General features: G+C 61.1%; 28 protein-coding genes and 2 pseudogenes. 18 read left to right on the plus strand and 12 right to left on the minus strand.

Annotated elements, in window-relative coordinates:
- Positions 1–371 precede the first annotated feature (371 nt).
- The 3 genes from glnK (at position 372) to sutA (ending at position 2,871) form a co-directional block, all read left to right on the plus strand.
- Positions 372–710: a P-II family nitrogen regulator gene (gene glnK / locus UIA24_RS03225; RefSeq protein ID WP_002555808.1), complete on the plus strand. Its 339-nt coding sequence runs from the start codon at positions 372–374 to the stop codon at positions 708–710.
- A 41-nt stretch (positions 711–751) separates the two neighbouring features.
- Complete coding sequence (locus tag UIA24_RS03230) at positions 752–2,083, plus strand: ammonium transporter (RefSeq protein ID WP_065758057.1); 1,332 nt, start codon at positions 752–754, stop codon at positions 2,081–2,083.
- 467 nt (positions 2,084–2,550) lie between these two features.
- Positions 2,551–2,871, plus strand: coding sequence for a transcriptional regulator SutA (gene sutA, locus UIA24_RS03235; protein ID WP_099773278.1), 321 nt, complete (start codon positions 2,551–2,553; stop codon positions 2,869–2,871).
- A 56-nt stretch (positions 2,872–2,927) separates the two neighbouring features.
- On the opposite strand, the gene UIA24_RS03240 is transcribed toward sutA, so the two are convergent.
- The 6 genes and pseudogenes from UIA24_RS03240 to lptM form a co-directional block, all read right to left on the minus strand.
- Positions 2,928–3,623, minus strand: coding sequence for an HAD family hydrolase (locus tag UIA24_RS03240; RefSeq protein WP_065758055.1), 696 nt, complete (start codon positions 3,621–3,623; stop codon positions 2,928–2,930).
- Positions 3,620–4,519: a tyrosine recombinase XerC gene (gene xerC / locus UIA24_RS03245; protein ID WP_065758054.1), complete on the minus strand. Its 900-nt coding sequence runs from the start codon at positions 4,517–4,519 to the stop codon at positions 3,620–3,622. Before xerC ends, UIA24_RS03240 begins: the two co-directional genes overlap by 4 nt.
- A gap of 2 nt (positions 4,520–4,521) precedes the next feature.
- On the minus strand, positions 4,522–5,256 hold the full coding sequence (locus tag UIA24_RS03250; RefSeq protein WP_065758053.1) for a DUF484 family protein: 735 nt from the start codon (positions 5,254–5,256) through the stop codon (positions 4,522–4,524).
- A gap of 13 nt (positions 5,257–5,269) precedes the next feature.
- Entirely contained in the window at positions 5,270–6,100 is an 831-nt protein-coding gene (gene dapF, locus UIA24_RS03255; protein ID WP_065758052.1) for a diaminopimelate epimerase, read from the minus strand.
- A 4-nt stretch (positions 6,101–6,104) separates the two neighbouring features.
- The gene (lysA, locus tag UIA24_RS03260) at positions 6,105–7,352 is read right to left on the minus strand and encodes a diaminopimelate decarboxylase (protein WP_330522180.1); all 1,248 of its coding nucleotides are present in this window, start codon (positions 7,350–7,352) and stop codon (positions 6,105–6,107) included.
- Positions 7,353–7,364: 12 nt separating this feature from the next.
- A pseudogene (gene lptM, locus UIA24_RS03265) lies at positions 7,365–7,499 on the minus strand (LPS translocon maturation chaperone LptM); the annotation flags it as partial.
- Between the two features lie 177 nt (positions 7,500–7,676).
- Between lptM and cyaY the strand changes: the two are divergent.
- The 3 genes from cyaY to rnk all read left to right on the plus strand — a co-directional run bounded on the left by cyaY (position 7,677) and on the right by rnk (position 8,787).
- Entirely contained in the window at positions 7,677–8,009 is a 333-nt protein-coding gene (gene cyaY / locus UIA24_RS03270) for an iron donor protein CyaY (RefSeq protein ID WP_065758050.1), read from the plus strand.
- Between the two features lies 1 nt (position 8,010).
- Entirely contained in the window at positions 8,011–8,232 is a 222-nt protein-coding gene (locus tag UIA24_RS03275) for a DUF1289 domain-containing protein (protein ID WP_065758049.1), read from the plus strand.
- 144 nt (positions 8,233–8,376) lie between these two features.
- A complete protein-coding gene (gene rnk / locus UIA24_RS03280) occupies positions 8,377–8,787 on the plus strand; it encodes a nucleoside diphosphate kinase regulator (RefSeq protein WP_065758048.1) in 411 nt (136 codons plus the stop codon).
- A 7-nt stretch (positions 8,788–8,794) separates the two neighbouring features.
- On the opposite strand, the gene UIA24_RS03285 is transcribed toward rnk, so the two are convergent.
- The 3 genes from UIA24_RS03285 to UIA24_RS03295 all read right to left on the minus strand — a co-directional run bounded on the left by UIA24_RS03285 (position 8,795) and on the right by UIA24_RS03295 (position 12,438).
- Positions 8,795–11,632, minus strand: a complete 2,838-nt coding sequence (locus UIA24_RS03285; RefSeq protein WP_330522182.1) for a class I adenylate cyclase — start codon at positions 11,630–11,632, stop codon at positions 8,795–8,797.
- A 200-nt stretch (positions 11,633–11,832) separates the two neighbouring features.
- A complete protein-coding gene (locus UIA24_RS03290) occupies positions 11,833–12,081 on the minus strand; it encodes a TIGR02647 family protein (protein WP_065758046.1) in 249 nt (82 codons plus the stop codon).
- Positions 12,082–12,150: 69 nt separating this feature from the next.
- A complete protein-coding gene (locus UIA24_RS03295) occupies positions 12,151–12,438 on the minus strand; it encodes a hypothetical protein (RefSeq protein WP_330522183.1) in 288 nt (95 codons plus the stop codon).
- 144 nt (positions 12,439–12,582) lie between these two features.
- Here UIA24_RS03295 and UIA24_RS03300 point away from each other — a divergent pair, with 144 nt between their 5' ends.
- Positions 12,583–13,245 (plus strand): glutathione S-transferase family protein, encoded by a 663-nt coding sequence (locus tag UIA24_RS03300; protein WP_330522184.1) that lies wholly within the window; start codon positions 12,583–12,585, stop codon positions 13,243–13,245.
- Positions 13,246–13,290: 45 nt separating this feature from the next.
- Here the strand turns inward: UIA24_RS03300 and argH are convergent, their stop codons facing one another.
- Entirely contained in the window at positions 13,291–14,685 is a 1,395-nt protein-coding gene (gene argH / locus UIA24_RS03305; protein WP_065758043.1) for an argininosuccinate lyase, read from the minus strand.
- Between the two features lie 221 nt (positions 14,686–14,906).
- Here argH and UIA24_RS03310 point away from each other — a divergent pair.
- The 8 genes and pseudogenes from UIA24_RS03310 to UIA24_RS03345 all read left to right on the plus strand — a co-directional run.
- Positions 14,907–15,014: pseudogene (locus UIA24_RS03310) on the plus strand (sensor histidine kinase); the annotation flags it as partial.
- Complete coding sequence (locus UIA24_RS03315; protein WP_065758042.1) at positions 15,011–15,757, plus strand: LytR/AlgR family response regulator transcription factor; 747 nt, start codon at positions 15,011–15,013, stop codon at positions 15,755–15,757. The pseudogene UIA24_RS03310 and the gene UIA24_RS03315, both read left to right, overlap by 4 nt.
- Positions 15,758–15,875: 118 nt before the next feature.
- Positions 15,876–16,817, plus strand: coding sequence for a hydroxymethylbilane synthase (gene hemC, locus UIA24_RS03320; protein WP_065758041.1), 942 nt, complete (start codon positions 15,876–15,878; stop codon positions 16,815–16,817).
- Positions 16,814–17,581, plus strand: a complete 768-nt coding sequence (locus tag UIA24_RS03325; protein WP_330522185.1) for a uroporphyrinogen-III synthase — start codon at positions 16,814–16,816, stop codon at positions 17,579–17,581. The genes hemC and UIA24_RS03325 overlap by 4 nt, the downstream gene beginning before the upstream one ends.
- Positions 17,582–17,627: 46 nt before the next feature.
- Positions 17,628–18,749, plus strand: a complete 1,122-nt coding sequence (locus tag UIA24_RS03330; protein WP_099773285.1) for a uroporphyrinogen-III C-methyltransferase — start codon at positions 17,628–17,630, stop codon at positions 18,747–18,749.
- Positions 18,746–19,987 (plus strand): heme biosynthesis HemY N-terminal domain-containing protein, encoded by a 1,242-nt coding sequence (locus UIA24_RS03335; RefSeq protein ID WP_099773286.1) that lies wholly within the window; start codon positions 18,746–18,748, stop codon positions 19,985–19,987. The genes UIA24_RS03330 and UIA24_RS03335 overlap by 4 nt, the downstream gene beginning before the upstream one ends.
- A gap of 223 nt (positions 19,988–20,210) precedes the next feature.
- Positions 20,211–20,738, plus strand: coding sequence for a disulfide bond formation protein B (locus tag UIA24_RS03340; protein ID WP_099773287.1), 528 nt, complete (start codon positions 20,211–20,213; stop codon positions 20,736–20,738).
- A 264-nt stretch (positions 20,739–21,002) separates the two neighbouring features.
- Positions 21,003–21,473 (plus strand): Rsd/AlgQ family anti-sigma factor, encoded by a 471-nt coding sequence (locus UIA24_RS03345; RefSeq protein ID WP_065758036.1) that lies wholly within the window; start codon positions 21,003–21,005, stop codon positions 21,471–21,473.
- A 4-nt stretch (positions 21,474–21,477) separates the two neighbouring features.
- Here the strand turns inward: UIA24_RS03345 and UIA24_RS03350 are convergent, their stop codons facing one another.
- The gene (locus UIA24_RS03350) at positions 21,478–22,143 is read right to left on the minus strand and encodes an FKBP-type peptidyl-prolyl cis-trans isomerase (RefSeq protein ID WP_330522186.1); all 666 of its coding nucleotides are present in this window, start codon (positions 22,141–22,143) and stop codon (positions 21,478–21,480) included.
- A 226-nt stretch (positions 22,144–22,369) separates the two neighbouring features.
- Here UIA24_RS03350 and UIA24_RS03355 point away from each other — a divergent pair, with 226 nt between their 5' ends.
- Positions 22,370–23,317 carry an AlgP family protein gene (locus UIA24_RS03355; RefSeq protein WP_330522187.1) on the plus strand — a complete coding sequence of 316 codons (948 nt, stop codon included), beginning with the start codon at positions 22,370–22,372 and terminating at the stop codon, positions 23,315–23,317.
- On the opposite strand, the gene UIA24_RS03360 is transcribed toward UIA24_RS03355, so the two are convergent.
- Complete coding sequence (locus UIA24_RS03360) at positions 23,293–23,775, minus strand: TIGR02444 family protein (RefSeq protein ID WP_330522188.1); 483 nt, start codon at positions 23,773–23,775, stop codon at positions 23,293–23,295. The two genes, UIA24_RS03355 and UIA24_RS03360, sit on opposite strands and share 25 nt — an antisense overlap.
- A gap of 50 nt (positions 23,776–23,825) precedes the next feature.
- Here UIA24_RS03360 and UIA24_RS03365 point away from each other — a divergent pair, with 50 nt between their 5' ends.
- Complete coding sequence (locus UIA24_RS03365) at positions 23,826–25,736, plus strand: ATP-binding cassette domain-containing protein (RefSeq protein ID WP_102053249.1); 1,911 nt, start codon at positions 23,826–23,828, stop codon at positions 25,734–25,736.
- Positions 25,736–26,323, plus strand: coding sequence for a mechanosensitive ion channel family protein (locus tag UIA24_RS03370; protein ID WP_065758032.1), 588 nt, complete (start codon positions 25,736–25,738; stop codon positions 26,321–26,323). The genes UIA24_RS03365 and UIA24_RS03370 overlap by 1 nt, the downstream gene beginning before the upstream one ends.
- The last annotated feature ends 79 nt before the right edge of the window (positions 26,324–26,402 follow it).

Consider the following 26,402-nt stretch of genomic DNA (forward strand, 5'->3'; position numbering starts at 1 on the left):
ATCACGCAAGGAAACCGGGCTCGCATTGCACACTTTTTGCGCATCGCGGCGCAATGCCGCGCACCGTAGTTGTGCGTCCGAACCTTGCTGGCGAATGGCCAAACTGACCGGGTTGCCGTAAGTCGTTGTAATTGGTGAATTTGTCGGACATGGCAAGGTTTCTGCTTAGACCTCTGTGACCCATGCACCGATGCTGTCGCTGTGACGATGCAGTGCGCAAATGGAGCGAAGGACGTGTTTCGTAAGACGTGGTTTGTGGCGTCGGCTTGAGGATGAGTGGTCGACGACGCGTTACAAAGCCAAGCGCTGCGCTTAGACTTGAGTCGGGTTTGTTTTCCTGGGGCAAGTCCACCAATTCGGGAGAAAGTTTCATGAAGCTAGTCACTGCCATCATCAAGCCGTTCAAATTGGACGACGTGCGCGAGTCGTTGTCTGAAATCGGCGTGCAGGGCATTACCGTTACCGAAGTCAAAGGTTTCGGTCGGCAGAAAGGCCACACCGAGCTGTATCGCGGTGCGGAGTATGTGGTCGATTTCCTGCCCAAAGTGAAGATTGATGTCGCCATTGACGACAAGGATCTGGACCGGGTCATCGAAGCCATCACCAAGGCGGCCAATACCGGCAAGATCGGTGACGGCAAGATCTTTGTGGTGAATCTGGAACAGGCTATCCGTATTCGTACCGGCGAAACCGATACCGACGCGATCTAACAAAAAGCCGCCCCAAACCCAACGCCCCAGGAGATAACATCATGACTCTGCGTCAGTTCGCAGGGCTAGGAGCCCTTTTGTCCCTCGTAATGCCTGGCCTGGCCCTGGCAGAGGACGCAGCACCTGTGCTCAACTCCGGCGATACCGCCTGGATGTTGACCTCTACAGCCTTGGTGCTGTTCATGACCATCCCCGGCCTGGCGCTGTTTTACGGCGGCATGGTGCGGTCCAAGAACGTCCTGTCGGTGATGATGCAGTGTTTCGCGATCACTGGCCTGATCAGCATTCTCTGGGTCGTTTATGGCTACAGCATGGCGTTCGATACCACCGGTATGGAACAGGGCGTAGTCAACTTCAATTCTTTCGTCGGCGGCATGTCCAAGGCGTTCCTCGCCGGTGTGACGCCATCGAGCCTCACCTCCGCGACGGCGTTGTTTCCGGAAGCCGTGTTCATCACCTTCCAGATGACCTTCGCGATCATTACGCCGGCTCTTATTGTCGGTGCCTTTGCCGAGCGCATGAAGTTTTCGGCCATGCTGATCTTCATGGCCATCTGGTTCACCGTGGTCTATGCGCCGATTGCGCACATGGTCTGGAGTGGCAGCGGCGGCCTGATGTGGGACTGGGGCGTGCTGGACTTCGCGGGCGGCACCGTGGTGCATATCAACGCCGGTATCGCCGGCCTGGTGGCTTGCCTGGTGCTGGGCAAGCGTAAAGGCTTCCCGATCACCCCAATGGCGCCCCACAACCTGGGTTACACCCTGATGGGCGCGGCCATGCTCTGGGTCGGCTGGTTCGGCTTCAACGCCGGCTCTGCCGCCGCCGCCAATGGCACCGCCGGTATGGCCATGCTGGTCACCCAGATTGCCACTGCCGCCGCTGCGCTGGGCTGGATGCTTGCCGAGTGGCTGACGCACGGTAAACCAAGCGCTCTGGGTATCGCTTCGGGTGTGGTTGCAGGCTTGGTAGCCATCACCCCGGCCGCTGGCACTGTAGGCCCGATGGGGGCGCTGGTGATCGGCCTGGTGGCTTCGGTGATCTGCTTCTTCTGCGCTACCAGCCTCAAGCGCAAACTGGGCTATGACGACTCGCTGGATGCCTTCGGTGTACACGGTATCGGCGGTATTGTCGGCGCGCTCCTGACCGGTGTGTTTGCCGCGCCTTCCCTGGGTGGTTTCGGCACTGTTGAGGATATCGCTGCGCAAGTCTGGATTCAGGCCAAGGGCGTAGGCTTTACCGTGATTTACACCGCAATCGCCACCTACGTGATCCTCAAGGTTCTGGACCTGGTCATGGGCCTGCGGGTCAACGAAGAAGAAGAGTCGGTCGGCCTCGACCTGGCTCAGCACAACGAGCGTGGTTACGCACTGTAATCGCCAGAAAAAATCTGCCCGGTTCGCCGGGCATTTTTTTGCCTGCGATTTGAGCCGGAAATTACACGCAAACGGTTTCCTCAAATACTTGCGCAGGTACTGCCCTGAAGCGTTTGCCCTTAAGCACAAGACTTACAGGCAACAAGGATATTTAGACACTTTGTTTTTTCCCACAGCACGCTAGAATGCGCGCCGAAGGGTGCTTATCAGTGGTCCGCACACTTCGGTACCCTTTGCTAGGCTTGTCAATGGGCATGCCCATGACGCCAGGGTGGGCCGGCTCGGTGTCGCCGGTGGCTCTTTACTTTTTGTCGGGCTCGGTGTGTGTCGGGCTCGCATGGCGCTTGCCGGTAGGGCGAGCGTTGCAGGTGATGGGGCTTCATCACCTTTGAATTTTGCCCGGCGGCTGCGCTATTTGCGCCGCGGGTCCATAACTAATGTGCTTTTCGCAAGTCATGAGGTAGAACATGAGCGACGACGATCTGGAAAATGATGACCTCGAAGTAGGCGACGAAGACGAAGGCGACGAAGGCCTGGAAGCCGCTGCCGAAGACGTGGCAGACGACGGTGACGACAGTCCCGTACCGGTCGCCAAAGGCAAATCCAAGGCGGCTGTCTCGGTTGACGAGATGCCAAGCATGGAAGCCAAGCAGAAAGAGCGTGATGCCTTGGCCAAGGCCATGGAAGAGTTCCTGGCTCGCGGTGGCAAGGTGCAGGAAGTTGAGCCGAATGTGGTCGCTGACCCGCCCAAGAAGCCGGACAACAAATATGGTAGCCGCCCTATCTGAGTGGTTGTCGTAACAAAAAGCCCGCTGTCGCTGCGGGCTTTTTTGTGTGCGCTGTTTTAGCGCCAGCGGGACAGGATTTCAGGAAGCTGCGACAGGCGCTGGATTTCGGCATCCGGGTGTTGTTCGGCCTCCCAGGTCTTGCCTTGAGGGTTGAACCAGATCGCCCGCAGGCCTGCTTGTTGGGCGCCTGCGATGTCGTCGCCGGGGTGATCGCCAATATGTACCGCCGCACTGGCTTCTACCTGGCCACGGCGAAGGGCTTCCTGGAAGGGCTGCGGGTCGGGTTTGCCGATGCCCAGGTCTTCTGCGCATAAGGTGAACTTGAAATAGTCAGCCAGCCCCAGGCGGCGCACATCGGCGTTGCCGTTGGTGACCACGCCCAAGCTGTAGTGACGGCAGAGCAATTCCAGCACCGGCTGCACTTCCGGGAAAATGTCGATTTGATGGCGGGCATGCAGGAAGACTTCAAAGCCCTCGTTGGCCAGCTCCCGGGCGTGCGCCTCACTGTAGCCAACCTCTTCCAGTGCATGGAACAGCACCCGACGCCGTAGTGCGCTGATGCGGTGCTTGAGCCCCGGTTCGGCCTGTACCAGGCGCTCGCGAATGGCATACAGGTGCTCGACCGGCACGGGGCCCAGGTTGGGGGCATTGGCCGCCAGCCAATCTCGCAGTACGGCTTCGGCGCTGACAATAACCGGGGCGGTGTCCCACAGGGTGTCGTCCAGGTCGAAGGTGATCAGCTCGATACTCATGTGTCGCTGTCCTTACTGCGCTTGGCCCGTGGATGGGCGCTGTCGTAAACCGCAGCCAAGTGTTGGAAGTCCAGGTGAGTGTAGATCTGCGTGGTGGCGATGTCGGCATGGCCGAGCATTTCCTGGACGGCGCGCAGGTCTTGGGAGGACTCCAGCAGGTGGCTGGCAAAAGAGTGCCGCAACATGTGTGGGTGCAGGTTTTGCCCCAGTTCCCTTACGCCGGCGGCCTGTACCCGCAGTTGGATCGCCCGACGGCCAAGGCGACGGCCCTGGCGGGTGACAAACACCGCGCCATCTTCAGGCGCGCTCATGCCGCGCAATTTGAACCACTGTTGCAGGGCCTCGCGTGCTTTGCGGCCCACCGGCAGTACGCGGGTCTTGCTGCCTTTGCCATGCACCTGTACCAGGCCTGCGGCGAGGTCCAGTTGCTCCATGTTCAGGCTGGTCAGCTCCGACAGGCGCAGCCCGGAGGAGTAGAACAACTCCAGGATGGCCTGATCGCGCCGGCCGATGAAGTCGTCTTCAACGGCTCCGTCGAGCAATTGCAGGGCGCGGTCGGTGTCCAGGGTCTTGGGCAGGCGCCGCTCGCCTTTGGGGGCCGACAGACCGGTGGCCGGGTCGTGGCTGCATAACCCTTCACGGTTGAGGTAGCGATAGAAACCGCGCACGGCCGAGAGCATGCGGGCCAGGCTACGTGAGGACTGCCCGTGTTGATGCTGACGGGCAACGAACTGACGCAGCTGTTGGATCTGCAGGTCGTTCCAGCTGTTGATGCCGGCCTTGGCGCAGTACGCCAGGACATTGTCGAGGTCGCTCCGGTAGGCCAGTTGGGTATGCGGTGACACCTGACGTTCGTTACGCAGGTATGCACAGAACGCGTCCAACTGGCGTTGCATGGTCAGCGCACCGAACGCAGGGTTTGCGTGAAGCGTGGAACGACACGGCCCAGGACTTCGGCAATGTAGCCCAGGAACAGGGTGCCGACACTGCTCTTGTAGTGCTGCGGATCTCGGCTGCCGATCGCCAGCACGCCATGCAGGCCCTGATGGTTGAGTACGGCGACGGCGCTGGAGCCGACTTCTTTACGCTGCTCTTCACCGAACAGGAAGTCCAGCTCATGGTCGCGCAGCGAGCCGCTGACGGTCTTGCCGCCGCAGAGCAAGCTGCCAATGGCTTGTTGGGCCTCGGTACTGTTGACCCAGCGGCCCACCGAAGTGGCGTTGTCACTGAACAGTATGAGGCTGACAAACGGCACCTTGAACTCCTGGCGCAGGCTGTCTTCGACGGCCATGACCACTTCCTCGAGGCTGTTGGCATCGAGCAGGTCGAGGATCAAGCGGCGGGTCTTGTCGAACAGGCGGTCATTGTCGCGGGCGACGTCCATCAGCTGTGACAGGCGATGGCGCATCTCGATGTTGCGATCACGCAGGAGCTTGAGCTGGCGCTCGACCAGCGAGACGCTATCGCCACGCTGGTGAGGGACGTGCAGTTCCACCAGCAGTTCATCATGCTCGGTGAAAAATGCCGGGTTGGCGCGCAAGTAGGCGGCCACGGCCTCGGCCCCAAGGGCCGGTGTCATGCCCTGATCGCTCGGGGCGGGGTGTTCGACGGGGGCCTGGGGCTGATCGGTCATGGCTGATACTCACTCATAGACGAACCTGTCCTTCGAAAACGCGCACGGCCGGCCCGGTCATCATCACCGGGTGGCCAGGTCCTGCCCATTCAATCGACAGGCGCCCGCCTGGCAGGTCGATAAGCAGGGGTGAATCCATCCAGCCTTGGCTGATCGCGGCCACTGCAGCAGCGCAGGCGCCGGTACCGCAGGCCTGGGTTTCCCCGGCGCCACGTTCCCAGACCCGCAGTTGTGCGCGGTGCCGATCAATGACCTGGATAAAGCCGACATTCACACGTTGCGGGAAGCGTGGGTGGTGTTCGATCTTCGGCCCCAGGGTATGTACCGGTGCCTGGTTGATGTCATCGACACGCAGCACGGCGTGCGGGTTGCCCATGGAGACGGCGGCCATTTCGACCTGCTGGCCGTCCACATCCACCGAATAGCTCAGGGCTTGTTCGGGGGCCTGGAACGGAATATCGGCCGGGACCAGCCGTGGTGGGCCCATGTCGACACAGATCTGCCCATCGCTACGGACATTGAGCTCAATGACGCCGCTACGGGTTTCGACGCGGATCTGTTTCTTGGCGGTCAGGCGTTTGTCCAGCACGAAGCGGGCGAAGCAACGTGCACCGTTACCGCACTGTTCCACTTCGGAGCCGTCGGCGTTGAAGATCCGGTAGCGAAAGTCCACGTCCGGATTGCTCGGTGCTTCGACGATCAGTAACTGATCGAAGCCGATACCGGTATGCCGGTCGCCCCATTGCTTGGCGTGCTTGGGCAGAATGTGTGCATGCTGGCTGACCAGGTCGAGGACCATGAAGTCATTGCCCAGGCCATGCATTTTGGTAAAACGCAGCAGCATGGGGTTACTCCGGCAACTGGCTTTCGCCTGCGAACAGTTCGGCTACGGTCTCGCGACGACGCACTTCAAAGGCCTTGTCGCCATCGACCAGAACTTCGGCGCAGCGGCCACGGGTGTTGTAGTTTGAGCTCATGACAAAGCCATAGGCACCCGCTGAATGCACAGCCAGCAGGTCGCCCTCGGCCAGGTTCAGTTGACGCGCTTTGGCCAGGAAGTCGCCGGTTTCGCAGATCGGTCCGACCACGTCATAGGTGCGTGGCTCGCCCGCACGCGGCTGCACGGCCGTCACGTCCATCCAGGCTTGATACAGGGCTGGGCGGATCAGGTCGTTCATCGCCGCATCGACGATGGCGAAATCCTTGTGTTCCGTGTGCTTGAGGTACTCGACACGGGTCAGCAGCACGCCGGCATTGGCGACGATGTAACGACCCGGCTCGAAGACCAGGGTCAGGTCACGTTCGCCGACACGCTCGCGTACGGCCTTGATGTAGTCGGCAATAAGCGGTGGCTGTTCGTCGTTGTAACGCACACCAACACCACCACCCAGGTCCAGGTGACGCAGGTGGATGCCACATTCGGCCAGGCGGTCGATCAGCGCCAGCAGGCGGTCGAGTGCGTCGAGGAACGGGGCGAGGGTGGTCAGCTGCGAACCGATATGGCAGTCGACACCCACCACTTCCAGGTTCGGCAGTTGAGCTGCGCGCAGATAGACGGCCTCGGCATCGGCGATGGCAATGCCGAACTTGTTCTCTTTCAGCCCGGTGGAAATGTACGGGTGGGTACCGGCATCGACGTCAGGGTTGACCCGCAGCGAAATCGGCGCGCGTACGCCCATCTCGGCGGCGACGACCTGCAGGCGTTCCAGTTCGTCAGTGGACTCGACGTTGAAGCAGTGTACGCCGACTTCCAGGGCCCGACGCATGTCTTCACGGGTCTTGCCGACGCCGGAGAACACCACGCGGTCGGCGCGTCCGCCAGCGGCCAGGACGCGTTCCAGCTCACCGCCGGAGACGATGTCGAAGCCTGCGCCCAAGCGGGCGAGCACGTTCAGCACGGCCAGGTTGGAGTTCGCCTTGACTGCAAAGCAGACCAGGTGCGATAAGCCTTCCAGGGCATCGGTATAGCTGCGGTAGCGCTCTTCGATATGGGCGCGCGAGTAAACGTACGTCGGCGTTGCGAAGCGCGCGGCGATGGCTGACAGCGCTACGTCTTCCGCGAACAGTTCACCTTCGCGGTAGCTGAAAGCGTCCATGGGATTCCCTTATTGGTGCTGGTGCGATTGCGATTTTTTGCCATCTTTGCTGTCGTCAGGCAGGTACAGAGGACCCTTTTGACCACAGGCGGAGACGAGGCAGGCAACCGCGACGAGCGCCGCGAGGGAGGAGATCAGGCGCTTCATGGCGAAATCCTTTGAAATAAGCAGTATTGCGCCCGAGTATACCGAGCGCCCAGCGCCTTGCCTATGTGGCTTGCCCGCCATCGGACAGGGGCGGTGGTCGGTATCCTTTGCATTCGTCGCGCTGGCCTCGTATCGTGCCCGGCTTGCGCGTGAGCAGAAAATTTCGAGGTTCTTGCAATGAGTTTGAGCGAAGCACGTTTTCATGACCTGGTCGATGCCACCCAGCAGGCGCTGGAAGACCTGTTCGACGAAAGCGGCCTGGACCTGGACATGGAAAATTCGGCCGGTGTCCTGACCATCAAGTTCGATAATGGCAGCCAGTTGATCTTCAGCCGGCAGGAGCCTTTGCGTCAGCTGTGGCTGGCTGCCCGTAGCGGCGGTTTCCATTTCGACTACGACCCGGAAAGCAAGAAGTGGATGTGCGATACCACTGACGAACTGTTGGGCGAAATGCTGGTGCGCATCGTCTTTGAGCAGTCTGGCGAGAAGCTCGACTTCGACGAGATTTGAAATGAGTGTTGCCAGCAAACCGGCCAAGCCGCTGTACAGCAATGTCAGCCCGGCGGTGCCTTCGCCGTGTATCAGCCTGTGCCGGCTCGATGAGCAGAAGGTCTGCCTGGGTTGTTTCCGGCATGTCGAGGATATTCGCCAGTGGCGTTCGGCGGATGACGAGCAGCGTCGTCAGATTTGCCGCGAAGCAGGTGCCCGGCGCACCCAGGCCGAGGCTCGCTGAGCCAGGGCTGCCTGCCTCCCCTCTTGTGTATTTGCCGGGCTGTGGTAGTGTCGAACGTATATCGGCACTGCCGAATTCCTGAAAACCCCGCCCTTGGGCGGGGTTTTTCTTTATATCGCCTAGAAAAAGGAGTCTGACTGGATCATGAGCACCAAGCCTTCCCTTATCCTCACCCGATTGGACGTACAACGTCTTGAGCGTTTGATCGATAGCCTCGACGAAAACGTGCCGGGTGTGCTCGCCTTGCAGGACGAGCTGGACCGCGCCGAGCAGGTGGTCGGTCACGAGGAGGTCCCGGCCGGTGTGGTGACCATGAACTCCCGCGTGCATTGCCGCGAGGAAGCCAGTGGCAAGGACTATCACCTGACCCTGGTCTACCCGAAGGATGCAGGTGCCGAAGGCAGCGTATCGATCCTGGCGCCGATTGGCTGCGCATTGCTGGGCCTGTCGGTCGGCGAGCAGATCGATTGGCCAGCACCGGGCGGCAAGACCCTCAAGCTCAAGCTGCTGGAGGTTGAGTACCAGCCGGAAGCCGCTGGTGACTTTGACCTCTGAACCTGGCTTAGAGCAGGGCCATGGCGTCGTTCAGGCGCGCCTCCAGTTCGTCCTTGTAGCGCAGGTAGCGGATGCTTGAACCTGGGCTTTCAGCGATCAGGTCGGACAGGTCCAGGTCAGTGATGTAGCAGCGGTAGGGCGCAGCTTCACGGCGCTGCTCGACGATCTCGCGCGCAACCATGGCATACAGTTGGTCGCCATGGTCGAGCGCTGAAAATTCCTTTTGATTACAGTACAGCGTGACGTGGGCTGACTCGGTTGCGCTCGTCTGTAGGATCGCCTGTACGTCGTAGAAAAACCTGCCGCTGCTGTCCTGTGGCGCGGGGCGGGGTTCGACCCGGCGCGCTCGGCCTCCGCCCGAGGGCATAATCTGGTAGTAATGGATTGCCAGCGAGCCTTGCGCCAGTGGCCGGCGCGCGTTCTGACGAAAAACCACCGCCTGCAGGAAGCGCTGCAACGGCAGCAGCAGGCTGCTCTCGTCATGCATCGGCAGGCGTTGCTGCCACAACACGTTATGTTCATCCAGCACGTAGACATCGGCCCAGTCATCCCACAGGCGGTAGAACACCTGAAGGGCGTGCGGCTGGCCAAGCGCAAGCACTTGTGCCAGGTCATGCTCCTGCAGTGCATTGGCATCCAGGTGCAGGTGGCTGTAACTGCTCCGCTCCTGGCCCAGATACGCCAGAAGGGCCGCGTGGTCGTTCAGTGTGGCTATTTCGGTTGCGCCAGGTTGCAGGTTGAGCACGTGGGTATGCTGCTGAACCTGAATCAGGTAGCGGTACTCGAGGGGTTGCTCCAGGAGTGCCTGAGCGCTCATGAACACTTCTTCGACACGCAGGGCAATGGCCTGGGCCCGGTTATGACAGAAGCAGCGTACCCTCAAGCGTGGCGCAGGTGCGCCGCGCTCAAGGCTGCTCAGGTAATCGCGCAGGCAGCGCAGCAGGGCATGTTCGCCGTCATAGCGTTGAACCTGCACTTCGTTCCAACTGTTGAGTGTGACCTGGTCGAGGGTCAGTACCAGGTTCTCGCGCACGCCAGCGTAGCTCAGCGAGTCGGTACGCTCGGTGGTCATCAGGATGTTCAGGTCGCGGTGTTGGCGCAGTGGGTCGATGCCGACATTCACCAGCAACAGCACCTCCTCGGCTACGCTGGGTTGCAGCAGGCGTTCCTCACTGACACGGGGCAGTGGCAGGGCTACGCTGTGCTGCAGGCTGCCGAGCAGGTTGAACAGCTCGTACTCGCTCAGGTCGCTGCTGCCTGGATACAGCGCTAGTCGCGTACTGCTGTCGATCACGCCATTGCGATGGGCCCAGGTCAGCAGTTCAAGTAACCCGCGGCACCGTTTGATCGGGGCGAAGTGCTCCCATTCCTGCGGGCCGAGGTTGCCGCTGTAGAGTGTCCATTGAACCCGCTCCGGTGCGTTGCCGGTACTTGATTGGACCAGCGTCAGGGTGTCTTCGGCCAGGTCAGGGGCCACGCCTGGGTTGATGAAGTCGACTTTGCCAGCACGGCGCCCGAAAGCTGCATGCAAGCGTCGGCCAAGCACGTTGAGGTCGCGTTGGTCGATGCGATTGCTCGCCTGTTGGCTGCGTGCGAACTGGTTGAGAAAGCGGTAGCCGTAGTTCAACTCATCGACCAGCACCCGCCGCTCGCTCTCGACCTGACGAACTTTCCATTGGCTGCGGCTGTCGAGCAGGGCCAATTGGCGTTCGTCCCAACCCCATTCCTGGCAAAGGCGTGCAAGCTGCTCGCGTTGCCAGCCACTCACGCGCTGGCGTGCCAGGTTGCTGAGTTTCTTGTTGACCTTCAGGTACAGGCTGCGTCGCACCAGCTCCAGCCGTTGGCTGTCGCCGCTGGCCTTCAGGTAGCGCTCGATGCGCCGGTAAACCATCACGTAGGGGTCGAGTTCGTCTGGGTCCAGGCGGTTGGCGAACACGGCCTGTTTGAACTGCAGGCTGAGGCAGTGTACCTGTGGATGCTCGCTGGCATAGGCTTCGGTCAGTAGCAGTTTAAGTACAGATTTGTAGGGCGACTCAATCCCTTTGTACAACTGCCAGAGCCCGGCACCGATGAACTCGCCGGCCGGGATATGGGCCAGATGGCCAAGATCCAGAACCTCTTCTTCGCGGACAAACCGTTTGGACAGCAGCGTGCGGGTGAATTCGGCATAGCGCGCTTCTTCGTGCACAGGTACCAGCCACCAAAGCGGTGTGCGGCCGGCCAGCCAGATGGCGGTGCGGTAGAACTCATCAAGTAGCAGGTAATGCTGAGTGGTGCCGCAATCTTCCGAACTGAGCCTGGTGTTGCGTTCGCCCTGAACGAATCGCTGCGGGTCGATCAGGAACATGTGTGCTTCGGCGCCCTGGCTGGCGGCCCAGATCTCCAGCAACGTGCACTTCTTGCGCAGCTCGGCCAGGGCGGTGTCGTCCAGGTCGCAAGCGTGGCATACCCACACATCCATGTCGCTTTGTTCGGCCTGGGCCAGGGTGCCGAGGCTGCCCATCAGGAACAGCCCATGAATGGGGCGTGGCGGGTTGCCATGGCGAGGCCTGTAGCTGAACGAGCGCGTCAGGCGCTGCGCTTCAGCCAACTGCTGTGCATCGGGCTCGTAACCGGAGACACCCGCTGGGGTAGAGCCTGAGACATAGCCGGGAAACAGTGGGTGATTGACGTGGAAGAGCAGCGGTAGCAGGTTAAGGACGAGTTGCTGTCTGCTCGACAAACCGTCCATTGCGCGTGCCAGGCGACCTTCGTTCAGGCGCAGAAAACGCGCGCGCAACTGATTGAGCACCTTGCGGTCGATGCCTGCATCCAGGTCCGGGCGGATTTCATAGGGGTGGTTCATTATGGATTCAAACCGGCCTACAGGCTCGACAAGGGAACGTCAGTTAGCACTGGCGAGTTTAGCCCTAGTAATGCAGTCGGTTTAAGCCGTATTTGGTTTTTGACGCCATTTTTTCGTGGGCGGTGCAGCGTCGTGTACGGCCCGAAGGTCGTGCAAGACGCTGGCGCGTGAGGCTTGCCGGTGAAGGTGTCGGCGGGTATTCAGGCTGTTTCGGTCACGTTAAGGATGGTCAGCAGCTGCTGTGCATGCTCGGCGGCGTCCAGGCCCAGGCTGGTCAGGTAACCGCCATCGGGTTGGGTGATCAGTTCCTTGTCATGCAGGCGTTTGGCGGCGGCAATGGCTTGGGGCGCTGCCGTCTTGGTGTGAATTTTCAGGCCTTCCTGGGTATTGGCCAGGTTGAACAGTGCAAGTATTTCCAGTTCGGCAACCAACTCGGGGGTAAATGACATAGGTACTCCGACATTTCCTGAATTTGCGGTTGGCACCTTGGTAACGGATGCCTGGCTTTGGAGTGTAGTTCAGTCTTTTTCCGGCGGTAGTTCGGGCAGTGCGCGCAGGGCAGTTTCGTACCATTCGGTGTTGAATGCACGGTCTTCATCGAGCATGGCGTCAATCTCGATAGCCAGTACATGAGCCATCAGGTTGAGAATTTCTTCGCGCTCATAGCCCACCAGCGTCAGCTTGTTGAAAGCCGCCTTGGCGGCCGGTGGCTCACCGGACTCGATCTGATTCTCGATGGCCTGGGTCAGGGTGGCTTCGGCGAAGGCTTCTTCGTCGTCGCTGTCGATTTTGTTCTGTTCGCTCATGGTGATTCCTCGCGTTGAGCTTGCAGTTTGCCATGAGCGCACAGGTCATGTCGCAGTATCGACACGATCCATGATGCTGGTCAGTCCAGGCCAATCGTTCTATAACACCCCGGGCCAACTCCTTACGGCCTGGAGGCTGTTTTCATGCTCAAGCTTCATGGTTTTGCAGTCAGCAACTACTACAACATGGTCAAACTGGCACTGCTGGAAAAGGGCCTGCCCTTTGAAGAGGTGCCGTTCAACGGTGGCCAGAGCGATGACGCTCTGCAGGTCAGCCCGCGCGGCAAGGTCCCGGTACTGGAAACCGAGCACGGCTTTATCAGTGAGACCAGCGTGATCCTCGAGTACATCGAGCAGGTGCATCCTGAGCATGCCTTGCTGCCTGCCGAGGCCTATGCGCGTGCCAAGGTGCGCGAGCTGGCCAAGGAAATCGAGCTGTATATCGAACTGCCGGCACGGGCTTGTTACCCCGAGGTGTTTTTCGGCATGCAGGTGGACGCGGTCATCAAGGAAAAGGCCAAGGGCGAACTGTTGGCGGGGCTTGATACCCTCAAGCGCAACGGCGTGTTCTCGCCTTACGTTGCTGGTAACACGCTGACTCTGGCCGACCTGTATTTCTTCTACAGTGTCGATCTGGCGCGCGGTGTCGGCCTCAAGATATTTGGTCAGGACTTGCTGGAAGACTTCCCGCAGGCCAAGGCGCTGTTCGCCCGGCTCAAGGAGAGCCCGCATGTGCAGAAGATCGCAGCGGACAAGGAAGCGCAGATGCCCGCCTTCCTCGAGATGATTCGCAGCGGCAAGCGCTGAGTTGAAACAGGCTCGCCGTGCTGCCCGGCGAGCCTGTATCGAGGCTTAACGGCTGGCCAGCAGGGCCTTGCCGCGTTGCACCGCAGCCCGTACCTGGGCTGGAGCGGTACCGCCAATGTGGTTACGGGCGTTGACCGAGCCTTCCAGGGTCAGGACGGCAAATACGTCTTGCTCGATCTGGTCGCTGAACTGGCGCAGTTCGTCCAGGCTCATTTCCGCCAGGTCCTTGCCGGTGTCGACGCCGTATTTCACTGCATGGCCGACGATTTCGTGGCAGTCACGGAACGGCAGGCCGCGCCGTACCAGGTAATCAGCCAGGTCGGTGGCGGTGGAGAAGCCGCGCAGTGCGGCTTCGCGCATGATCGCATGACGCGGCTTGATGGCCGGGATCATGTCGGCGAAGGCCCGCAGTGAGTCGCGCAGGGTGTCGGCGGCATCGAACAGCGGCTCTTTGTCTTCCTGGTTGTCCTTGTTGTAGGCCAGTGGCTGGCCTTTCATCAGGGTCAGCAGGCCGGTCAGGGCGCCGAATACACGGCCGCTCTTGCCGCGCACCAGCTCTGGCACGTCCGGGTTTTTCTTTTGCGGCATGATCGAGCTGCCGGTGCAGAAGCGGTCAGGCAGGTCGATGAACTGGAATTGCGCACTGGTCCACAGCACCAGCTCTTCGGAGAAGCGCGACAGGTGCATCATCGCCAGGCTGGCGGCAGCGCAGAATTCAATGGCGAAGTCGCGGTCAGAGACGCCGTCCAGCGAGTTGCCGGCCACGGCTTCAAAGCCCAGCAGCTGGCAGGTCAGTTCACGGTCGATCGGGTAGGTGGTACCGGCCAGTGCGGCACTGCCCAGCGGCATGCGGTTGGTGCGCTTGCGGCAGTCGACCAGGCGCTCGTAGTCACGGCTGAGCATCTCGAACCAGGCCAGCAGGTGGTGGCCGAAGGTCACCGGTTGCGCGGTCTGCAGGTGCGTGAAACCCGGCATGATGGTTTCCGCTTCGCGCTCGGCTTGCTCCAGCAGGCCTTGTTGCAGGCGGGTGATCTCAGCGAGGATCAGGTCGATTTCGTCACGCAGCCACAGACGGATATCGGTGGCGACCTGGTCGTTACGGCTACGCCCGGTGTGCAGCTTCTTGCCGGTGATACCGATGCGATCGGTCAGGCGCGCCTCGATGTTCATGTGAACGTCTTCGAGGTCGATGCGCCAGTCGAAGTTGCCGGCTTCGATTTCGCTCTGGATGGTTTTCAGCCCGTCGATGATGCTGTCGCGCTCGGCATCGGTGAGAACGCCGACCTTCGCCAACATGGTGGCGTGGGCGATCGAACCCATGATGTCGTGGCGATACAGGCGCTGGTCGAAGTTGACGGAAGCGGTGAAGCGGGCGACGAAAGCGTCGACGGGCTCACTGAAGCGGCCGCCCCAGGACTGGTTGGTCTTGTCAGTGCTCATGGATTCGCTCGTTGAAGGCGTGAACGGGAAAAGTGGCGCCGATAATAGCAGGATTGGCAGCATTGACGGCGTTCGGCGGTCGGCATAAATGGGTGATCGAGGTTCTGGCTGGCGCCGTTGAAGGTGTGTTCTTGACAGGATATTTGGCGAATGAACGGCAGCGTTCCGGCAACCGTCTACAGTTGGACTGAGGATTGGCATCTTTACTGCCGACCCAGTGAATTTTTAGCCATCGTGCGAGTCTGAGCGTGGATCGCCGTGACGGTCGTCACTTCACCTGTCTACGCTATCCTTGTGCGAGACTCACGCAGGAATCCAGCGCAATATGAATGTCCTGATCGTTGATGACGAACCCCAAGCCCGCGAACGCTTGAGCCGCATGCTCGGCGAGCTTGAGGGCTATACCGTGCTGGAGCCTAGCGCCACCAATGGTGAAGAGGCCCTGGCACTGATCGACAGCCTTAAACCCGATGTCGTCCTGCTCGACATTCGTATGCCAGGCCTGGATGGCCTGCAGGTGGCAGGTCGCTTGTGCGAGCGTGAAGCACCACCGGCGGTGGTGTTCTGTACGGCGGATGATGAGTTCGCGGTAAACGTATTCAAAGACAGCACCCTGGGCTGCCTGATCAAGCCGGTACGCGCCGAGGAGTTGCGGGACAGCTTGCGCAGGGCAGAGCGTCCCAGCCGGGTGCAGTTGGCGGCGTTGACGCGCCCGGCCGCTGAGAGCGGCATCGGGCCTCGCAGTCACATCAGTGCGAGAACCCGCAAAGGCATCGAAATGATCCCGCTGGATCAGGTCATTTACTTCATCGCCGATCACAAATACGTCACCCTGCGCCATGAGTCCGGCGAAGTCTTGCTGGATGAACCACTCAAGGCCCTTGAGGATGAGTTCGGTGACCGCTTTGTCCGTATCCACCGCAATGCGTTGGTCGCGCGTAACCGTATTGAACGCCTGCAGCGCACGCCGCTAGGGCATTTCCAGCTTTATCTGAAAGGGCTCAATGGCGATGCGCTGGTGGTCAGCCGTCGGCATGTGGCGGGCGTGCGCAAGATGATGCAGCAGCTCTAAAGGACAGTGCTGGAGCGAATCGTGCCAAGGACGGCGACCTTATCCGATAATTTAGATCTGCTAGCGCGTTGGACTGAGCTGTTATCATCCGTAGCAACTCTCTCGTACGGATCGTTCCATGTCCACTCGCGAAATCCGCATTGCCACCCGCAAAAGTGCCCTTGCCCTCTGGCAGGCTGAATATGTCAAAGCCCGTCTAGAGGAAGCCCATCCCGGCCTGCTGGTGACGCTGGTGCCAATGGTCAGCCGCGGTGACAAGCTGCTTGACTCACCGCTGTCGAAGATTGGCGGCAAGGGCCTGTTCGTCAAGGAACTGGAAACTGCACTGCTTGAGCGCGAAGCCGACATTGCGGTGCACTCGATGAAAGACGTGCCCATGGACTTCCCCGAAGGCCTGGGCCTGTATTGCATCTGCGAGCGCGAAGACCCGCGCGACGCGTTTGTTTCCAACACCTTCCCAAACCTCGAAAGCCTGCCGGCGGGCAGCGTGGTCGGTACCTCCAGCCTGCGCCGTCAGGCACAGTTGCTGGCGCGTCGCCCCGACCTGCAAATCCGCTTCCTGCGGGGCAACGTCAATACCCGCCTGGCCAAGCTCGATGCGGGTGAGTACGACGCGATCATCCTGGCGGCTGCCGGCTTGATCCGCCTCGGCTTTGAAGACCGTATCAGCTCTACCATCAGTGTCGATGACAGCCTGCCCGCCGGCGGCCAAGGTGCCGTGGGGATCGAATGCCGCAGTGCCGACAGTGAAATCCATGCGTTGCTGGCGCCGCTGCACCATCGCGACACCGCCGACCGTGTCAGCGCCGAGCGGGCGTTGAACAAGCACCTCAACGGCGGTTGTCAGGTACCGATTGCCTGTTATGCCGTGCTTGAAGGTGATCAGCTATGGCTGCGCGGCCTGGTAGGTCAACCCAGCGGTGGCACGTTGCTCAACGCCGAAGCGCGTGCGCCACGCGCCGATGCCGAGGCGCTGGGTGTTCGGGTCGCCGAAGACCTGCTCAAGCAGGGGGCCGGTGAGATCCTCAAGGCTGTTTATGGCGAGGCCGGTCACCCGTGAGCAGCTGGCGTCTGCTGCTTACGCGGCCGGCCGAAGATGGTGCAGCGCTGGCGCAAACGCTAGCGCAGAGCGGCGTCTTCAGCAGCAGTTTGCCTTTGCTGGAAATCGAACCACTGGCGCTTGATGCCGCGCAGCGCAGCACGGTGGCCCACCTGGATCGCTACTGTGCGGTTATCGTCGTGAGCAAACCGGCGGCGCGCCTGGGCTTGGCGCAGCTTGATCACTACTGGCCGCAACCGCCGCAGCAAGCCTGGTTCACGGTCGGCGCTGCTTCGGCGCAGATTCTGGAAGCGCATGGCCGGGAGGTGCATTACCCCCGCACTGGCGATGACAGCGAGGCACTTTTGCAGTTGCCCGCCTTGCATGAGGCGATTAACCGGCCCGATGCGCGTGTATTGATCATGCGCGGTGAGGGCGGGCGTGAGTTGTTGGCCGAGCGTTTGGCCGAACAAGGTGCTAGTGTCGACTACCTCGAATTGTACCGACGTTGCCTGCCTGTCTACCCGCCGTCGGCATTGCAGCGGCGTGTCGAGGAAGAGCGTTTGAATGGCCTGGTGGTCAGCAGCGGCCAAGGGTTTGAACATTTGCAGCAATTGGCCGGCGAGGACTGGCCGCAGTTGGCGCGGTTGCCTATTTTTGTGCCGAGCCCTCGGGTGGCAGCCCAGGCCCGTGCAGCCGGTGCCCTGAATGTAATAGATTGTCGCGGTGCCAATGCCGCGGCCTTGCTGGCGGCGTTGCGGGAAACTCCTGCACCTGCCCTCTAAGGCGCTAAGCTGATTGGCGACGTGCCTCAATGCAAAGGATGGATACGTGAGCGAAACTGTCTTGCCCAACGATGAAGTGCAGTCGGCGCCCGAGGCGCCAGAACAAACGCCTGCCGCAGCGGCAAAGCGCGGCGGTAATGGTTTGGCGATTCTCGCGCTGTTGCTGGGTGCCGCGGGTGTAGCCGTGGGGGGCTGGGGCGTATGGCAAGTACGTCAGCTTCAAGGCGCCGATCAGGCCCAGGGCGAACACTTGCAAGCGCTGAACACCTTGGCCGAGGCTCTGCAAACACGTGAGCAGCAGCTTTCGGCGCAGCTTGCCGGCCTGCCACCGGCCGCCGAGCTGGAAGACCGTCGCCGCCTGGTCGCGCAGTTGCAGGGCGACCAGCAACGCTTGAGTCAGCGCCTGGAAAGTGTGTTGGGGGCGAGCCGCAAAGACTGGCGGCTGGCAGAGGCCGAGCACCTGTTGCGTCTGGCCAGCCTGCGTTTGTCGGCGTTGCAGGACATTGCCAGTGCCCGCGCCCTGGTTCAGGGTGCTGATGACATTCTGCGTGAGCAAAGCGACCCGGGTGCTTTCGCCGCCCGCGAGCAGTTGGCCAATAGCCTGGCCGCACTGCACAGCGTAGAGCAGCCAGACCGTACCGGGCTGTTCCTGCAATTGGCCGCGCTGCGTGATCAAGTGGTGCAGTTGAGCGCACTGGCCCCAGACTTCCAGGTCAAGGCTGAAGGCGATTCAGCCTTGATCGCCGATGGTGATGGCGCAAGCCGTTGGTCGCAGTGGTGGGACAAGATTTCCCGCTACATTCGCATCGATTTCAATGCCGATGAAAACATCCGGCCATTGTTGGCCGGGCAGGCGCTGAATCAGGTTCGTCTGGCCTTGAGCCTGACGCTTGAGCAAGCCCAGTGGGCTGCGCTCAATGGCGAGCCGAAAGTGTATGCCCAGGCGCTGGCAGAAGCGCGCAGCGTGCTGCTGGCCAACTTCAACCCTGATCATGCACAAAGCCGGATCATGCTTGAGCGTTTGCAGGCCTTGGCTGACGCGCCGGTATCGGTTGTCACGCCGGATCTGGCGCAAAGTCTGAGTGCGGTTCAGGCGTATATCGAGCGTCGTCATCTGCCTGCCGAAGAAGTGCCAGCCGGCAAGGCAACTGAGGAGGCGCGCCCATGAAGCGTGTCTACCTGTTGACGGTCGTGGCGATTGCGGTGGCCGCGCTGGTAGGTATCGGCATGGCACACCACAGTGGCTACGTGTTGATTTCCTACGGCAACTTCTTCCGCTATGAGTCCAGTGTGTGGGCAACGCTGGCGGTATTGCTTGGGGTGTGGCTGCTGTTTTTGCTTGTTCGCTACCTGCTCAGTGTGGTGTTCGTCTCGGGTGGGGTGGTCAACCCATGGTCTCGGCGTAACCGCGACCGGCGTACTCGCCTGGCCATCGAACAGGGCCAACTGGATCTGGCCGAAGGCCGTTGGGCCAGCGCCCAGCGCAACCTGCACCGTGCCGCCGAAGCTGAGCGTCAGCCCTTGCTCTACTACCTCGGTGCTGCCCGTGCTGCCAACGAACTTGGCCGTACCGAAGACTGCGACAACCTGCTGGAGCGTGCCCTGGAGCGTCAGCCCCAGGCCGAACTGGCCATCGCCCTGAGTCATGCCCAGTTGCAAACCGACCGTGGCGACCTCGATGGAGCGTTGGAGACCCTGCAAGCCATGCATGATCGCCATCCGCACAGTGTTCAGGTGCTGCGCCAGTTGCAACGCCTGCATCGACAGCGCGGCGACTGGTCTGCTTTGATCCGTTTGTTTCCGGCCTTGCGCAAGGAAAAAGCCCTGCCGGCTGCCGAGCTGAGCGAGTTGGAGCAGCGCGCCTGGGGTGAGAACCTGTCACTGGCAGCCCGCCGTGAAAACGACGACCAGACCGGGCTTCAATCATTGGCGCGTGCCTGGGAACAGTTGACCTCGGCGCAGCGCCAGGAGCCGCAACTGGTGCTGGCCTACGCCGAGCAACTGCGCCAGTTGGGTGCCGAGGCTCAGGCTGAAAAGGCGTTGCGTACGGCGCTCAAACGTCAGTACGAGAGCCATCTCGCCCGTCTTTATGGGCTGGTCCGGGGTGAAGATCCTGTACGTCAGTTGCAGACAGCCGAAGGCTGGTTGAAGCTGCACCCTGATGACCCAAGCCTGTTGTTGACCCTCGGTCGTCTGTGCCTGCAAAACCGCCTGTGGGGTAAGGCACGTGACTACCTGGAAAGCAGCCTGAACCTGCAGCGTAACCCCGAGACCTGTGCCGAGCTGGCGCGTTTGCTGGCGGGGTTGGGTGATACCGAGCGCAGCAATCAGTTGTTTCAGGAAGGCTTGGTGCTGCTGGACGAGCGTCTGCTGGCGCTCCCCTTGCCTGAGGGTGTTCGCAGCTAGCAACACTGTGTGCAGGCCCGCCTGGCACGGCGGGTCTGTACGACTGGGTAATTATTCCTACGGCATGTGGTTTATTGTGCCTTCGGCGGCCTCTCGCCAGTCCCTTCTGGTTTGCCGTACTTTCTGCTTTTTGTTGGCGAAGAGTCCCGAAGGGCTCGTATTGAAAGGGGTTGTGGCTTTCCTCTACCGTTGATGCCCCTTCATTCCGCTCTTGGAATTCTTCATGCCGTTGGTTCGTTTGCGCTCCTTGTTCCTCCTGGCCTTTGTGGCATCGCTGGCCATATTGGGGGGGACGTTCTACCTGGAGTTAGGTCTCGGCCTGGTGCCGTGTCCCTTGTGCCTGAGCCAGCGCATCCTGCTGTCGTTGTTCGCCATTGTCTGTCTGGGCGCGTTACTGCAGCGACCACGACTGCGCGGGCTGTGTCGCTACGCTGCTGTGGCCTTGGTGTGTGCCGTGCTCGGGGTCTTGCTGGCGGCCCGGCATATCTGGCTGCAAAGTGCTTCATTCGTGCCTGAAATGGAGTGTCATCCGCCCTTGGGCTACCTGGTCTACACACGGTCCTGGAGTCAGGTGCTGGAGGCCATGCTGCTGGGGAGCCCGGACTGCGTGCGAATCAGTTGGACCTTCATGGACCTGAGTGTTCCTGAATGGAGCCTGCTGGCGTTCATGGTCTTGACGCTTTTTACCCTGACCGTGACGTTTGTTGGCCTGCGTATACGGATGGCCCGTAGGCGAATGGCACGCCTCTGACCCCTTGGCAGCATGCTCGGCAGTATCGCAAGTCGCTGATTCGATTGACCTGGAACAGCTTTGTAGATGAGCGGCGCTACGTCGCAGGATTAAACACTTGTATGAACTTTGTCGCCTGCGTACCTTGAAGGCATGGGCGCACGGGAATAATCTCCCCAGCACGCAGACAAAAAAACTACGCTATGCCGGTTTGCTGCTTTCAACCGGTCACAACAATGCGTGACGCGGTGTAGTGCAGCACGACCCTGAAGGGAAGAGATCGCCATGCTCGATAGTTGTCAGAATGCTCAGGAACGCTGGGGTGGGGTTCATCGGCTGATTGACCGCTGGCTGGAGGAGCGGGCGGAGCTGGTGGAAGCCTTCCGTAAGCTGCGCGATGCAAAGCCGGCCTTCGCCGACAAGGACATGAATCGGGATTTCTGTGCGGTGCTGGTGGACTATGTGTCGGCCTGGCACTTCGAGGTGCAGGAGCAACTGGTCAGCGAGGCCAAGGCTTTTGGTGATAACCGCAGCCTGGAGTTGGCCGAACAGATCAGCCCGCGTATCGACGACATTACCCAGATTGCCCTTGCCTTTAACGATCACTGCGACAAAGGCAACTGCAACGACCCCGAGCGTTTCGCCAAGAAACTCCAGGAACTGGGCGGCCTGTTGCATGAGCGTTTTGAGCTGGAAGACTGCCTGATCGAGGTGCTGCACAACGCGCACAAGGAAGAGGGCGCGGTTCAGGCCTGAACCGTCAATTTGCTACGCCGAGCAGTTCAATCTCGAACGTCAGAGGCGTGTACGGCGCAATCAAGTCCCCTGCACCTTCAGCGCCATATGCGAGCGCTGAAGGAATGACCAGCCGCCATTTTGAGCCTGTCGCCATCTGCGGCAAGCTCACCTGCCACCCTTCAATCACGCTGTTCAGGCTGAACCACTGCGGTTGTTCGCTTCGGTCGAAGACCGTACCGTCTGGAAGTGTGCCGACATAGCGAACCTGAACCTTGCCGCCGCTGGTGGGCTTGGCCCCAGTGCCTGCTACCAGCTCGCTGACCAGGACACCTTCCGGCAACTCTCGTACGCCGGCCCTGGCACGTTCAGTGGCCATGAAGCGGCGTTCAACTCCGAGTAGCTGTTCGCTCTGCGCCTGTGCTGCGGCGTCGTTGGCCTGGGCATCGTGCTGGCTGAGCAGTGCCTCCATGCGCGCTTTACTCAGGGCCAGTGGCTTGTTCTGATAGGCCTGTTGCAGGCCGTCGATCAATGCCTTGAGCTGCAGGTCCGGGACCTCTTCGCGTAGCCGTTCTCCGAGGCTGGCGCCCAGGCTGTAAGCAAGGTCATGAGCGTCGTTGGCATTGCCATCTGCCTGCGCCATGGCCGGTGACAGCAAGACAAGAAACGGCAGTAGAAAGTAGCGCGGCATGGCAAGGGTCCAGGTTTCGGAGAAGCACAATTATGCCAGCCTGAAGGTATTGTCCAAGGCTTTATCGGCAGTGTTTCCAGTAGCATCTACACTTGCCTCCAGCGGCAACGATACGCACTTTGCCCAGGCATGCAACGCGGCGCATCCATTACGGTCAACATGCCCTAGCGGCGATAGCAGCAGAAGACTAGTATGAGCCGCAACTACATCAGCCAGGAGGTAAGCCATGTCGGCCAATAAGAAGCCAGTAAGTACGCCGTTACACCTGCTCCATCAACTCTCCAGCAGCCTGCTTGAGCATTTGGAAAACGCCTGCTCGCAAGCGCTGGCTGATGCAGAAAAACTGTTGGCCAAGTTGGAAAAACAACGTGGCAAGGCACAGGAAAAACTTCATAAAGCGCGCCTCAAACTTCAGGACGCTGCCACTGCAGGCAAGGCCAAGGCACAGAACAAGGCCAAGAATGCCGTAGCGGAGCTTGAGGAGTTGCTCGATGCATTGAAGGAGCGTCAGGCACAAACCCGCACCTATATCCTTGAGCTCAAGCGCGATGCTCAGGAAAGCCTGAAGCTTGCCCAGGGCGTGGGCAAAGTAAAAGAGGCTGCCAGCAAAGTCCTGACCCTGCGTAGCGACAAGGCAGCGGTTACCGCTACCGCCGCCAGCAAACCGACCACTGCCAAAGCAGTTGCCAAACCGGCTGCAACCAAAGCGCCGGCCAAACCTGCGACCGTCAAGGCACCTGCCCGAGCTGCAGCCAAGCCAGCCACCGCTGCGAAGGCCCCGGCCAAACCTGCCGCTAAAACTGCTGCTGCCAAGCCTGCTGCGGTCAAAGCCCCCGCTCGCGCTGCTGCCAAACCAGCCGCTGCTGCCAAGGCGCCTGCTCGCGCTGCTGCCAAGCCTGCCGCTGCTGCCAAGCCGGCTGCTAAACCTGCCGCCGCCAAGGCGCCAGTCAAGGCCGCTGCCAAACCAGCTGCCGCTGCGAAAGCCCCAGCCAAACCAGCCGCGGCCAAGGCTCCAGTTCGGGCGGCTGCTAAACCCGCTGCGAAAGCCCCAGCCAAGCCTGTCGCTGCCAAGCCTGCAAGTCCGGCCACGCCAGCACCAGCCGCCGCTGCACAACCGGCTGCACCTGCAAGCCCGGTAGTCCCTGCTGCTCAGTCGCCGTCGACCGCGTCTTGAGTGCTTGCTGCCGCGACGCGTAGCTTCTGCAACGCGTCGCGGTACGCCTTAACGCCATCCGGCGACAGTCGTTCCAGCCAATCCGACTCAGTCACTTCTGCGACTGGCCACGCCAGCGAGGCCGCTTGCAGGCGCTCTAGCAGCTCGCGTTCAGCGGCCAACTCCAGTGCCTTGAGTTGTTCGCGCAGGCGAGCCTGCGCTGGGTCCAGGCTTGCTGCTTCGCGCCATTGCTGGCGCAGTGAGCGTAGTGGCGTCACCACCTGGCGGTGCCAGGGTTCGGCCAACTGTTGCAACTGTGCCACGCGGGAGGCATCGGGCTTTACACCACGGGCTTCCAGCCAGGTAGCACAGAGCAGCAGGCAGACATTCCCCCCCTGGTCCTGCAGGCTCAGGCAGGCCGCTTCCACCCCCGGACGGGCATAGAGGCTCACGGCAAAATTCCACAGGTCGGTGTACATGGTCCCACTCGCGCCAGTTGGCGGCGAAGCTGGTAGACTTCGCGGCCATTATGATCAGACTATCGAACCTCACTTTACAGCGTGGTCCACAGCGCCTGCTAGAAGGCGCTGAGCTCACCCTGCACCCCGGCCAGAAAGCCGGCCTGATCGGCGCCAATGGTGCCGGTAAATCCAGCCTGTTCGCATTGCTGCGCGGTGAGCTGACGCCCGACGCCGGTAACTGTCAGCTGCCGGGCGATTGGCGCATCGCGCACATGCGTCAGGAGGTCGATACCCTCGAGCGCCTGGCCGTGGACTATGTGCTCGATGGTGATGAGCGCCTGCGCACCATCCAGCGCGATCTGGAGGCAGCGGAGTCGGCTCACGACGGTACCGCTGTGGCCCGCCTGCATATCGAGCTCGACAGTGCCGACGGTTACACGGCTGATGCCCGTGCCCGCAAGTTGCTGGCGGGCCTTGGCTTCAGCAATGAGCAGATGGAACGCCGGGTAGGTGACTTCTCCGGTGGCTGGCGGATGCGCCTGAACCTGGCGCAGGCGCTGATGTGCCCGTCCGATCTGTTGCTGCTCGACGAACCGACCAACCACCTTGACCTGGATGCGATCCTTTGGCTGGAAGACTGGCTCAAGGGTTACCCCGGCACCTTGCTGTTGATCTCCCACGACCGCGATTTCCTTGATGCGGTGGTCGACCATGTGGCCCATGTCGAGCAGTGCAAACTGACCCTCTACCGGGGTGGTTACAGCGCGTTCGAGCGTGCCCGTGCCGAACGCCTGGCGCAGCAACAGCAGGCCTATGAGAAGCAACAGGCCCAACGTGCGCACATGGAGAAGTACATCGCCCGGTTCAAGGCACAGGCCACCAAGGCCCGTCAGGCACAAAGCCGGATCAAGGCCCTGGAGCGGATGGAGGAGTTGTCGGCGGCCCATGTCGACTCGCCGTTCGACTTCACCTTCCGCGAATCAGAGAAAATCTCCAGCCCCTTGCTCGACCTTTCTGAAGCGCGGCTGGGCTATGGCGATAAAACCATTCTGGAGAAGGTCAAGCTGCAGTTGGCGCCAGGTGCGCGCATCGGCTTGCTTGGCCCTAACGGTGCGGGCAAGTCGACCCTGATCAAGAACCTCGCAGGCGAGCTTGAGCCGCTGGCTGGACGCCTGGTGCGCGGTGAGAACCTGGTGGTGGGCTACTTCGCCCAGCACCAGCTCGACTCGCTGGACAGCAAAGCCAGCCCATTGCTGCACCTGCAACGCCTGGCACCGACCGAGCGTGAGCAGACCTTGCGCGACTTCCTGGGTGGTTTCGACTTCCGTGGTGGTCGACTCGACGAGCCGGTACTGAATTTTTCCGGTGGCGAGAAAGCCCGCTTGGCGCTGGCGTTGATTGCCTGGGAGCGGCCGAACCTCCTGCTGCTCGACGAACCGACCAACCATTTGGACCTGGAAATGCGCCTGGCGTTGACCATGGCGTTGCAGGAGTTCAGCGGTGCAGTGTTGGTGGTATCCCACGACCGTCACCTGCTCAAGAGCACCACCGACGAGTTCCTGCTGGTGGCCGACGGCAAGGTCGACACCTTCGATGGAGACCTGGACGACTACACCCGCTGGCTGGCGGAGTACCGTCAGCGTAATGCCCCGGTCAGCAGTGCACCGGCCAACGCCGACAAGACCGACAAGAAAGCCCAGCGTCAGGCGGCGGCAGCGCTGCGTCAGCAGTTGGCGCCGCACAAGCGCGAAGCGGAAAAGCTCGAGCGTGAGCTGGGCACCGTGCATGAGCAGTTGGCGAAAGTCGAAGCCAGCCTCGGCGACAGTGCCCTTTACGAAGCTGCCCGCAAGGATGAGTTGCGTGAGCTGCTGGCCCGCCAGGCCCAGCTCAAGGGCCGTGAGGCCGAGCTGGAGGAGGCCTGGATGGAGGCGCTGGAAGTGCTGGAGACCATGCAGGCGGAGCTGGAGGCACTGTCGTGATGGCGGCGTTGCGACAGTTGCTGCCGGTGGAGTGGATCGAGCCCTTGTGGCTCGGTTTGCAGATCCTGCTGATCCTGGTCGCGGCCTTTTTCCTGCAGCGTGTGGTCGCACGCTGTTTGAGCCGGCTGGCGCAACGCTACCCGTTGCCGCCAGAGTTGATAATGCCGCTGCGCGGTGGCCTGCGCTGGCTGATCATGGGCAGCGCACTGATTGTCGTGCTGGAGCGTCTGGGCGTGTCGGCCACCGTGCTCTGGACCGCACTGTCGGGGTTTGTCGCCGTCGCAGCGGTCGCGTTCTTTGCCATGTGGAGTGTGCTGTCCAACCTGCTCTGCGCGGTGCTGATCTTCACCGTTGGGCCGTTCCGTCTGGGTGATGTGGTCGAGCTGGTGGACACCACTGACAAGCCGGGTGTCAAAGGCCGTGTCATTGCCATCAACCTGTTGTTCACCACGCTGGTCGAGCTGCCCGAGACTGGCGGTGCACTGGTGCAGGTGCCCAACAGCCAGTTCTTCCAGAAGTCGGTACGGCGTTGGCGCGGCGCTGATGCGCTACCGTTGGTGGGTGAGGACGCGCCGAAGGGCAACTGATCGGCGGTCAAAAAAACCGTGGCGTTTTTTCCAGCGGCGCATTAGCGTTGGGCTTTGTACTAGAGTCCCCGCTGAGGTG

The sequence above is a fragment of the Pseudomonas sp. AL 58 genome, from assembly GCF_036348395.1.
Classification (GTDB): Bacteria; Pseudomonadota; Gammaproteobacteria; order Pseudomonadales; family Pseudomonadaceae; genus Aquipseudomonas; species Aquipseudomonas defluvii.

Excerpts from the sequence above, each read along its gene's own strand:
- glnK (WP_002555808.1), top strand. The coding sequence starts at position 372 with ATGAAGCTAGTCACTGCCATCATCAAGCCGTTCAAATTGGACGACGTG.
- UIA24_RS03230 (WP_065758057.1), top strand. The coding sequence starts at position 752 with ATGACTCTGCGTCAGTTCGCAGGGCTAGGAGCCCTTTTGTCCCTCGTA.
- sutA (WP_099773278.1), top strand. The coding sequence starts at position 2,551 with ATGAGCGACGACGATCTGGAAAATGATGACCTCGAAGTAGGCGACGAA.
- UIA24_RS03240 (WP_065758055.1), bottom strand. The coding sequence starts at position 3,623 with ATGAGTATCGAGCTGATCACCTTCGACCTGGACGACACCCTGTGGGAC.
- xerC (WP_065758054.1), bottom strand. The coding sequence starts at position 4,519 with ATGCAACGCCAGTTGGACGCGTTCTGTGCATACCTGCGTAACGAACGT.
- UIA24_RS03250 (WP_065758053.1), bottom strand. The coding sequence starts at position 5,256 with ATGACCGATCAGCCCCAGGCCCCCGTCGAACACCCCGCCCCGAGCGAT.
- dapF (WP_065758052.1), bottom strand. The coding sequence starts at position 6,100 with ATGCTGCTGCGTTTTACCAAAATGCATGGCCTGGGCAATGACTTCATG.
- lysA (WP_330522180.1), bottom strand. The coding sequence starts at position 7,352 with ATGGACGCTTTCAGCTACCGCGAAGGTGAACTGTTCGCGGAAGACGTA.
- cyaY (WP_065758050.1), top strand. The coding sequence starts at position 7,677 with ATGAGTTTGAGCGAAGCACGTTTTCATGACCTGGTCGATGCCACCCAG.
- UIA24_RS03275 (WP_065758049.1), top strand. The coding sequence starts at position 8,011 with ATGAGTGTTGCCAGCAAACCGGCCAAGCCGCTGTACAGCAATGTCAGC.
- rnk (WP_065758048.1), top strand. The coding sequence starts at position 8,377 with ATGAGCACCAAGCCTTCCCTTATCCTCACCCGATTGGACGTACAACGT.
- UIA24_RS03285 (WP_330522182.1), bottom strand. The coding sequence starts at position 11,632 with ATGAACCACCCCTATGAAATCCGCCCGGACCTGGATGCAGGCATCGAC.
- UIA24_RS03290 (WP_065758046.1), bottom strand. The coding sequence starts at position 12,081 with ATGTCATTTACCCCCGAGTTGGTTGCCGAACTGGAAATACTTGCACTG.
- UIA24_RS03295 (WP_330522183.1), bottom strand. The coding sequence starts at position 12,438 with ATGAGCGAACAGAACAAAATCGACAGCGACGACGAAGAAGCCTTCGCC.
- UIA24_RS03300 (WP_330522184.1), top strand. The coding sequence starts at position 12,583 with ATGCTCAAGCTTCATGGTTTTGCAGTCAGCAACTACTACAACATGGTC.
- argH (WP_065758043.1), bottom strand. The coding sequence starts at position 14,685 with ATGAGCACTGACAAGACCAACCAGTCCTGGGGCGGCCGCTTCAGTGAG.
- UIA24_RS03315 (WP_065758042.1), top strand. The coding sequence starts at position 15,011 with ATGAATGTCCTGATCGTTGATGACGAACCCCAAGCCCGCGAACGCTTG.
- hemC (WP_065758041.1), top strand. The coding sequence starts at position 15,876 with ATGTCCACTCGCGAAATCCGCATTGCCACCCGCAAAAGTGCCCTTGCC.
- UIA24_RS03335 (WP_099773286.1), top strand. The coding sequence starts at position 18,746 with ATGAAGCGTGTCTACCTGTTGACGGTCGTGGCGATTGCGGTGGCCGCG.
- UIA24_RS03340 (WP_099773287.1), top strand. The coding sequence starts at position 20,211 with ATGCCGTTGGTTCGTTTGCGCTCCTTGTTCCTCCTGGCCTTTGTGGCA.
- UIA24_RS03345 (WP_065758036.1), top strand. The coding sequence starts at position 21,003 with ATGCTCGATAGTTGTCAGAATGCTCAGGAACGCTGGGGTGGGGTTCAT.
- UIA24_RS03350 (WP_330522186.1), bottom strand. The coding sequence starts at position 22,143 with ATGCCGCGCTACTTTCTACTGCCGTTTCTTGTCTTGCTGTCACCGGCC.
- UIA24_RS03355 (WP_330522187.1), top strand. The coding sequence starts at position 22,370 with ATGTCGGCCAATAAGAAGCCAGTAAGTACGCCGTTACACCTGCTCCAT.
- UIA24_RS03360 (WP_330522188.1), bottom strand. The coding sequence starts at position 23,775 with ATGTACACCGACCTGTGGAATTTTGCCGTGAGCCTCTATGCCCGTCCG.
- UIA24_RS03365 (WP_102053249.1), top strand. The coding sequence starts at position 23,826 with ATGATCAGACTATCGAACCTCACTTTACAGCGTGGTCCACAGCGCCTG.
- UIA24_RS03370 (WP_065758032.1), top strand. The coding sequence starts at position 25,736 with ATGGCGGCGTTGCGACAGTTGCTGCCGGTGGAGTGGATCGAGCCCTTG.